Annotated in this window: 7 protein-coding genes and 1 pseudogene; all 8 read left to right on the plus strand. The window is 61.9% G+C overall.

Annotated elements, in window-relative coordinates; all coding sequences use genetic code 11:
- Positions 1-32: 32 nt before the first annotated feature.
- The gene (gene ccoG, locus FHT82_RS05860; protein WP_183727169.1) at positions 33-1,601 is read left to right on the plus strand and encodes a cytochrome c oxidase accessory protein CcoG; all 1,569 of its coding nucleotides are present in this window, start codon (positions 33-35) and stop codon (positions 1,599-1,601) included.
- Complete coding sequence (locus FHT82_RS05865; protein ID WP_183727171.1) at positions 1,598-2,083, plus strand: FixH family protein; 486 nt, start codon at positions 1,598-1,600, stop codon at positions 2,081-2,083. The genes ccoG and FHT82_RS05865 overlap by 4 nt, the downstream gene beginning before the upstream one ends.
- On the plus strand, positions 2,080-4,362 hold the full coding sequence (locus FHT82_RS05870; protein ID WP_183727173.1) for a cation-translocating P-type ATPase: 2,283 nt from the start codon (positions 2,080-2,082) through the stop codon (positions 4,360-4,362). The genes FHT82_RS05865 and FHT82_RS05870 overlap by 4 nt, the downstream gene beginning before the upstream one ends.
- On the plus strand, positions 4,359-4,517 hold the full coding sequence (ccoS, locus tag FHT82_RS05875; protein ID WP_132658459.1) for a cbb3-type cytochrome oxidase assembly protein CcoS: 159 nt from the start codon (positions 4,359-4,361) through the stop codon (positions 4,515-4,517). Before FHT82_RS05870 ends, ccoS begins: the two co-directional genes overlap by 4 nt.
- Before the next feature lie 343 nt (positions 4,518-4,860).
- A complete protein-coding gene (locus tag FHT82_RS05880) occupies positions 4,861-5,598 on the plus strand; it encodes a response regulator (protein WP_183727175.1) in 738 nt (245 codons plus the stop codon).
- Positions 5,599-5,661: 63 nt separating this feature from the next.
- Complete coding sequence (gene ccmI / locus FHT82_RS05885; RefSeq protein WP_183727177.1) at positions 5,662-6,831, plus strand: c-type cytochrome biogenesis protein CcmI; 1,170 nt, start codon at positions 5,662-5,664, stop codon at positions 6,829-6,831.
- Positions 6,828-7,352 carry a cytochrome c maturation protein CcmE gene (gene ccmE, locus FHT82_RS05890; RefSeq protein ID WP_183727179.1) on the plus strand — a complete coding sequence of 175 codons (525 nt, stop codon included), beginning with the start codon at positions 6,828-6,830 and terminating at the stop codon, positions 7,350-7,352. Before ccmI ends, ccmE begins: the two co-directional genes overlap by 4 nt.
- Positions 7,349-7,573 (plus strand): annotated as a pseudogene (locus FHT82_RS05895) (heme lyase NrfEFG subunit NrfE); the annotation flags it as partial. The gene ccmE and the pseudogene FHT82_RS05895, both read left to right, overlap by 4 nt.

Below are 7,573 nucleotides of genomic sequence, written 5' to 3' on the forward strand. Positions count from 1 at the left end.
GGAGAAGGGCAGTCACAAACCGGAATAGGCCCATGAACCTCTACACAGCCCCCGATCCCGAATCAGTGGAACGCGTCAACGCGGAGCCGGTCAACGCCCGCCGCAACCGTCAGCCGCTTTATGCGGCGCGCAAGAAGGTCTTTCCCAAACGGGTCGAAGGACATTTTCGCCGGTTCAAATGGATCGTGATGCTGATCACGCTGGCGATCTATTATCTTGCACCCTGGATCCGCTGGGATCGCGGACCCTATGCGCCGGATCAGGCGATCCTGATCGACCTGTCGTCGCGCCGTTTTTTCTTCTTCTTCATAGAGATCTGGCCTCAGGAATTCTACTATGTTGCCGGATTGCTGGTCATGGCGGGTTTCGGGCTGTTTCTGGTCACCTCGGCCGTCGGCCGTGCCTGGTGTGGTTATGCCTGTCCGCAGACGGTCTGGGTCGACCTCTTTCTCGTCGTCGAGCGTGCCATCGAAGGCGATCGCAATGCGAGGATGAAGCTCGACGCCGGACCGTGGACGTTCGACAAGCTCCGCAAGCGCCTGCTCAAGCATGCGATCTGGCTTGTCATCGGCGTCTTCACCGGCGGCGCTTGGGTGTTCTATTTCGCCGATGCGCCGACCCTCGTCAAAGGGCTCTTCACCGGGCAGGCTCCGGCTGTCGCTTATGCCACAGTGGCTATTCTGACATCGACCACCTACGTCTTCGGCGGGCTCCTGCGCGAACAGGTCTGCACCTATATGTGCCCCTGGCCGCGCATCCAGGGCGCCATGCTCGACGAGAACTCGCTGGTCGTAACCTATAATGACTGGCGCGGGGAACAGCGCTCGCGCCATGCCAAGAAGACGCAGGTGGAGGGACAGGCCGTCGGCGATTGTGTCGACTGCAATGCCTGCGTTGCGGTCTGTCCGATGGGCATCGATATCCGGGATGGCCAGCAGATGGAGTGCATCACCTGCGCGCTCTGCATCGATGCCTGCGACAACGTCATGGACAAGATCGGCAAGCCGCGCGGCCTGATCGCCTATGCGACGCTCAGCGAATATGCGAGCAATATGAACATCGCCACGGACGGGGGCAGGACATCCGTCCAGCCGGCACGCGTCAGAAATCCGGACGGTTCATTTATCGACGGCATTCGGCATTTCGACTGGCGCATCATCTTCCGGCCGCGCATCGTCTTCTATGCAACCGTCTGGACCTGCATCGGCATTGCCATGCTCGTGCACCTGTCGATGCGCGAACGGCTGGAGCTCAATGTCGTCCATGACCGCAATCCGCAATATGTGCTGGAAAGCGACGGATCGATCCGCAACGGATACACGCTGCGCGTCCTCAACATGGTTCCCAAACCGCGCACGATCGAACTGACCCTGTCGGGCATCGAGGGCGCAACGATGCGGATTCCTGAACTCGGCAAGGAGGAAGGACGTCGGTTCACGATCGACGCCGCGCCTGACGCTGCCACGACACTCAAGGTATTCGTCACCCGCAAGCCGACGGGCGATGCCGTCAACGAATTCCTCTTTTCGATCGAAGATGCCGACCATGCCGATCGCGCGGCCTATCGGGCTGCATTCAACGCCCCAGGAGATGTCAGATGAGCCCCCGTACGCAAGGATTTACCGGCACGCATATGCTGCTGACGACGGGTGCATTTTTCGGCGTCATTATCGCCGTCAACTTTACGATGGCCTGGTACGCCTCGTCGAGCTGGAGCGGGCTCGTGGTCGAAAACACCTATGTCGCCAGCCAGCAATTCAATGAGAAGGCGGCCGCCATGAAGGCGATGGCTGCTTCCGGGATCACCGGCAAGCTCTCGCTGAAGAGCGATGAAATCCACTACGATATCAGCAACAGGGACGGCTCGCCGGCCGCTGTCGACGACATCGTGGCCAATTTCAAACGGCCGGTCGGCGATCATGAGGATTTTCGCGTTGCCCTGACCAAACTCTCTGAAGGCCAGTTCGAGGCGGATCACGCGGTCGCGACGGGGGACTGGATCGTCGAGGTGACATCGCGCCGAAGCGGCGAAATCGTCATGCACGAGGCCGTGCGCATCGACACTGCGGAGTTTGGCCAATGACCTGCTGCACCATGAATGCCGACGGCGTGCTGGCGATGAGCACGACCTCCTTCAGCGCCGAGGAGATCGGCCTCGCCAGCCATGCGCTCGGCGGTGGCCTTCGTCAGCTCGATCTCAGCGTGCCCGACGTCCATTGCGGTGCCTGCATATCGACGATCGAGCGAGCCTTGTCGGCTTTGCCCTACGTGCGAAAGGCCAGAGTGAACCTCACCTCCAGGCGCGTGAGCTGCGTCTATGCCGAGGAGATGGATAACAAAACGGTCGATCCCACCGGCATTACCACCGCAATCAGCGCGACCGGATACAGGGTTCATCTCTTCGCGCCGCTTGCACCGGAAAACGACAAGACAAAAAACCAGCTTCTCCTTGCGGTCGGGGTTGCGGGCTTCGCCGCGGCAAACATCATGCTGCTGTCGGTATCCGTCTGGTCGGGCGCAGATGCCGCGACGCGTGACATGTTCCATTGGATCTCGGCAATGATCGCAGCCCCTGCGCTCATCTATTCGGGTCGGTTTTTCTTTCGATCAGCCTGGAATGCATTGAAGCGCGGACGCACGAACATGGATGTGCCGATCTCACTTGCCGTGACGCTCTCCTATGCCGTTTCGCTCTGGGAGACGATGCATCACGGCGAGCATGCCTGGTTCGATGCGACCGTATCGCTGCTGTTCTTTCTGCTGATCGGCCGCACCCTTGACCACATTATGCGCGAGAAGGCGCGCGCAGCGATCAACGGGCTGGCGCGGCTTGCCCCGCGAGGGGCGCTGGTGGTAGCGGCCGACGGATCGAGACGTTACGTGGCGATAGAGGAAATCGCCGTCGGTGACGAGATTGCCGTGGCGGCCGGCGACCGCATTCCGGTCGACGGTATCGTCGCCAGCGGCGAGAGTGATCTCGACCTGTCGATCGTGACCGGTGAGAGCAGTCCGGTCGCCGTCAAGCCCGGCACGGAAATCCATTCCGGGGCAATGAACCTGACAGGCTCGCTCACCGTGCGCGCAACCAAGCTCGCACGCAACTCGCTGCTTGCCGAGATCATTGGCCTCATGGAGGCCGCGGAAGGCGGACGGGCGCGCTATCGGCGGATCGCCGACAGGGCCGCGGCACTCTATTCGCCCGCCGTGCACCTGCTCGCTCTGGTGTCGTTTCTGGCTTGGGGGATCATCGGCGGCGACTGGAAGCAGGCGATGCTCGTCGGCGTCGCCGTGCTCATCATTACCTGCCCATGCGCTCTTGGGCTCGCCGTTCCGGTCGTGCAGGTCGTCGCAGCCGGCGAGCTTTTTCGCAGGGGCGTCATGGTCAAGGACGGTTCCGCGCTCGAGCGGCTTGCCGAGATCGATGCCGTTGCCTTCGACAAGACGGGGACGCTGACGCTTGGGCAACCGAGGCTCGTACGGACCGAGGCCGACAATATCGGGAGCATCGCGATCGCCGCGGGACTTGCTCAGCATTCCAGGCATCCGCTCTCGCGGTCGCTTGCCCGCCATGCTGATGTAGCCGAGCAATTCGAGCGCGTGGTGGAGGTCGCAGGTGGCGGTCTTGAAGCCTCGCGTGGGGATGTCGTCTACAGGCTCGGAAACGCATCCTTCTCCTGCGGCAAGGCCGAGACCGCGACATCAGACAGTCCGCTTTCCGAAGTCGTGCTTTCGGCAAACGGGGTGGCGCTGGCATGTTTCTTCTTCGATGATACGCTTCGTCCGGGAGCTGGCGAAGCGGTCACTGATCTGGAGTCGGCCGGCCTCCAGACGCTGATTTTTTCGGGGGACCGCCAATCCGTCGTCGACAGCACGGCACGCAGCCTTGGCGTCGATCGCGCCCTCGGCGCACTGACCCCGAAGCAGAAGGTGGAAGCTTGCGAAGCTTTGCGGGAGGAGGGGCGCCGCGTTCTGATGGTCGGCGACGGCATCAATGACGCGCCTGCGCTGGCCGCAGCCCATGTCTCGATGGCGCCATCCAGCGCTTCCGACATCGGGCGCCAGGCGGCCGACCTCGTCTTCTTCAACGAGAGGCTTGATGCAGTACCCGACGCGATTCGGATCGCCCGGCGCTCGGCTGCGCTCATCCGGCAGAATTTCGCGCTGGCGATCGGCTACAACATCCTTGCCGTGCCGATAGCGATCGCCGGCCTTGCGACCCCGCTGATCGCCGCCGTGGCGATGTCGACCTCTTCGATCATCGTCGTCACCAACGCCCTGCGTCTGAACGCCTTTACAGCGCGAAGCACTCCCCTGGCGGCTTCGCAGAGGCCGATCCGCAATCAGGAGGTCGAAGCCGCATGAACATGCTCATCTATCTGATCCCGATCGCGCTTTTCATGGGCGGCCTCGGGCTGGCGGCGTTCCTCTGGTCCCTGAAGAGCGGTCAGTATGACGATCTGGAGGGCGCTTCCTGGCGGGTGATTGCCGACGATGATTCCGATCCGACCGCTAAGTGATCGCGTCAGCCGGAAAAAAGATGCTCTTTCACCAATGAAAGGCTTTTACGGTCATACCATTCATGGGCTGAGCGAGGATGCTGCAGGATGACTTGCCGCCCTCGCACGGTGCGGGGTCTGCGTGAAGGGCTCAACGCTCAGCATCGAAAATGTCATTCTGCTGCACGAGGTCTGTTCGCGACGATCACGCAGCCTGCTATGCTGTCGGACGCTATCGTGATGAAGCCCACCAGGCGAGCCAGTCATCACAAGGTTTCTTTGGGAACTATCGTATAAGGCGCTGAGAGCGGTGGCGCTGGCCGGATTCCTGCGCTATCTCATTGGCAGGTCGAAAACGAGCTCAATGAGGACAATGGAACCGGACCGTATTCTGGTGGTCGATGACGACGCGCGGATCAGGCAGATGCTGGTGCGTTACTTCGAAGATAACGGATTTAAGGTGAACGCGGTCGCGAACGGCGCGGCGATGCGTTCCGAACTTGCCAAGAACTCATACGCGGCAATTTTTCTCGATCTGGTGCTCCCGAACGGCGAGAATGGTCTCGAGTTGCTTCGGGAGCTTCGAAGCACATCTGACGTGCCGGTTCTCATGCTGACCGGTCAGGACGATGTCACGGACAAGGTCGTCGGCCTCGAGATCGGCGCCGATGATTACATCGCCAAGCCCTTTCACCTGAGGGAGCTGCTGGCTCGTCTCAGGACAATTCTGCGACGCCGCACGTCCTCGGACGCCACCCGCGCCTCCAATGGAGAAGACGAAACGCTCGCCTTCGAAGGCTGGTGCCTCGATGTGTCTCGGAGACGATTGACCTCACCCCAGGGCGACGACGTTGCCTTGACGACGGGCGAGTTCGACATGCTGCTCGTGTTCGTGCGTAATCCCGGCCGCGTTCTTTCGCGCGACACCCTCATGGATCTGACGAGAAACCGCAATCTCGAAGCCTTCGATCGCGCAATCGACGCCCAGATCGTCCGTTTGCGCAAGAAGATAGAGGATGATCCGAAGAGCCCGGATCTCATCCAGTCGGTGCGCGGCGTCGGTTATGTCTTCACTGGGCGACCGGGACGAACACCGAAATAATTGATCCTTGTCAATGTCCGGTCCGCTGCTGCGGCTATGTGTTGAGCCATTATGGCTGCAACAATGACGATCTGGATTCTCTTCGCGCTGATGACGACCGCAGTGACTGCCATCCTGCTTCATCCACTTTCGACGGGCGGCCGCAAGGCGGCGAGCGCCAAAGCGGATGCCGGCAAGGTCTACCGCGACCAGCTTTTCGAACTCGACGAGGATATCGCCTCCGGACGCATCTCGCCGGACGAATACGAATTGGCTAAAGCAGAAACGGCGCGGCGTCTGTTCAAGGCTGTGGATAACCGCCGGCCGGCGCAGAGCGCGCAACGCTCCGGCAGATGGCTGAAGCACGGGATAGTCGCGTTCTTGCCCTTGCTCAGCATCGCTCTTTACATCTCGCTCGGTTCCCCCGACCTCCCCTCTCGTCCCTTGGCGGCAAGGCTTGCGGAGCCGGGCGAGGATCTCGCAATCCTGGTGAGGAAGATGGAAGATCACCTGGCCGGTCATCCCGAGGACGGGCGGCTATGGGACGTTATTGCCCCCGTTTACCTTAGGATGGGCCGGGTCGATGATGCGGCAAAGGCGTATCGAACCGCACTTCGCCTGGACGGAGCCAATGTCCCCCGCCTGGAAGGGCTGTCGGAAGCGCTCATGGCCACCTCAAATGGCATAGTGACGGCAGAGGTGCTCGATGAACTCAAGCAGATCCTCACGCTTGAGCCGAACAACCCGCGAGCGCGTTTTTATGTGGCGCTGAGCCTGGAGCAGGCTGGCCAGCCGGATGCGGCACGCAGCGCCTTCGAGGATCTGGCCAAGCAGTCGCCGGCCGACGCGCCGTGGCTGCCGCTGGTCAACGAGCATATCGCCAAAAACGGCGGCGCGGCGGTTGCACCGGCGGCCGAGCCTGCCGCACCACCGTCAGTTCCGGGCGGCCCGACGGCGGAGGATGTCGCTGCGGCCGAGAATCTGAGCGCCGGCGACCGTCAGCAGATGATCCGCACCATGGTGGAAAGCCTGGATGCCAAACTGTCTGCCGAACCCGACAATTTCGAGGGCTGGATGCGTCTCGTCCGCTCTTACGCCGTCTTGAACGACAAGGATCGCGCCGCGGATGCCCTGAAGCGCGGGCTCGCCGCCTTCCCGGCCTCCGGCGATCAGGGCAGGCAGTTGCTGGCTCTGGCTAGAGAACTCGGCATCGCCACGGAAGGCTCGGTGGCCACGGAAGGATCGGTGGAATGACGCGCAAGCAGAAACGCCTGGCGGTGATTGCCGGCGGCATGAGCTTCATCCTTGTCGCCGTGCTGCTCGTCATGTTCGCCTTCAGCCAGTCGGTCGCCTATTTCTATATGCCGGGCGATCTGGCCAACAACCCGGTGGCGCCCGGCACCCGCATCCGCCTCGGCGGCCTTGTCGGAGCGGGCAGCGTTGTGCGCGGCGAGGGTTCGGTGGTGCGCTTTGCGGTGACCGACCCGAGCGGTGAGATCGTCACTGTCCGCTACCAGGGCATCCTGCCGGACCTGTTTCGCGAAGGGCAGGGGGTGGTGACAGAAGGGACGTTCGAGACCGGCAGCAATGTTTTTACCGCCGATACCGTGCTGGCCAAGCATGACGAGACCTATATGCCGAAGGACGTGGCCGACAGGCTGAAGGCGCAAGGCCTGTGGGAAGAGGGCAAGGGAGCCGGACAAGGCGAGGCGACCAAGGGCGAGGCAGCAAAAGGCCAGGAGGCCCAGGCCCAGCAAACGAAGGCAACGCCATGATCATCGAGATCGGCCATTATGCGCTGGTTCTGGCGCTCGCAACGGCCATCGTCCTGTCGCTCGTGCCGGTGATCGGTGCCAGGCGCGGCGATCAGGCGATGATGGATGTGGCGCCACTTGGCTCCATCCTGCTCTTTGCCCTCGTCGCCTTCTCCTTCGGCGTCTTGACCTATGCCCATGTCGTCTCCGACTTCTCGGTTGAGAACGTCTGGGAGAACTCG

Source organism: Rhizobium sp. BK275, assembly GCF_014193555.1.
Taxonomy (GTDB): Bacteria; Pseudomonadota; Alphaproteobacteria; order Rhizobiales; family Rhizobiaceae; genus Rhizobium.

Bases quoted from the DNA above. Each gene is read 5' to 3' on its own strand.
- ccoG (WP_183727169.1), top strand. From the start codon at position 33: ATGAACCTCTACACAGCCCCCGATCCCGAATCAGTGGAACGCGTCAAC.
- FHT82_RS05870 (WP_183727173.1), top strand. From the start codon at position 2,080: ATGACCTGCTGCACCATGAATGCCGACGGCGTGCTGGCGATGAGCACG.
- FHT82_RS05880 (WP_183727175.1), top strand. From the start codon at position 4,861: ATGAGGACAATGGAACCGGACCGTATTCTGGTGGTCGATGACGACGCG.
- ccoS (WP_132658459.1), top strand. From the start codon at position 4,359: ATGAACATGCTCATCTATCTGATCCCGATCGCGCTTTTCATGGGCGGC.
- FHT82_RS05865 (WP_183727171.1), top strand. From the start codon at position 1,598: ATGAGCCCCCGTACGCAAGGATTTACCGGCACGCATATGCTGCTGACG.
- ccmE (WP_183727179.1), top strand. From the start codon at position 6,828: ATGACGCGCAAGCAGAAACGCCTGGCGGTGATTGCCGGCGGCATGAGC.
- ccmI (WP_183727177.1), top strand. From the start codon at position 5,662: ATGACGATCTGGATTCTCTTCGCGCTGATGACGACCGCAGTGACTGCC.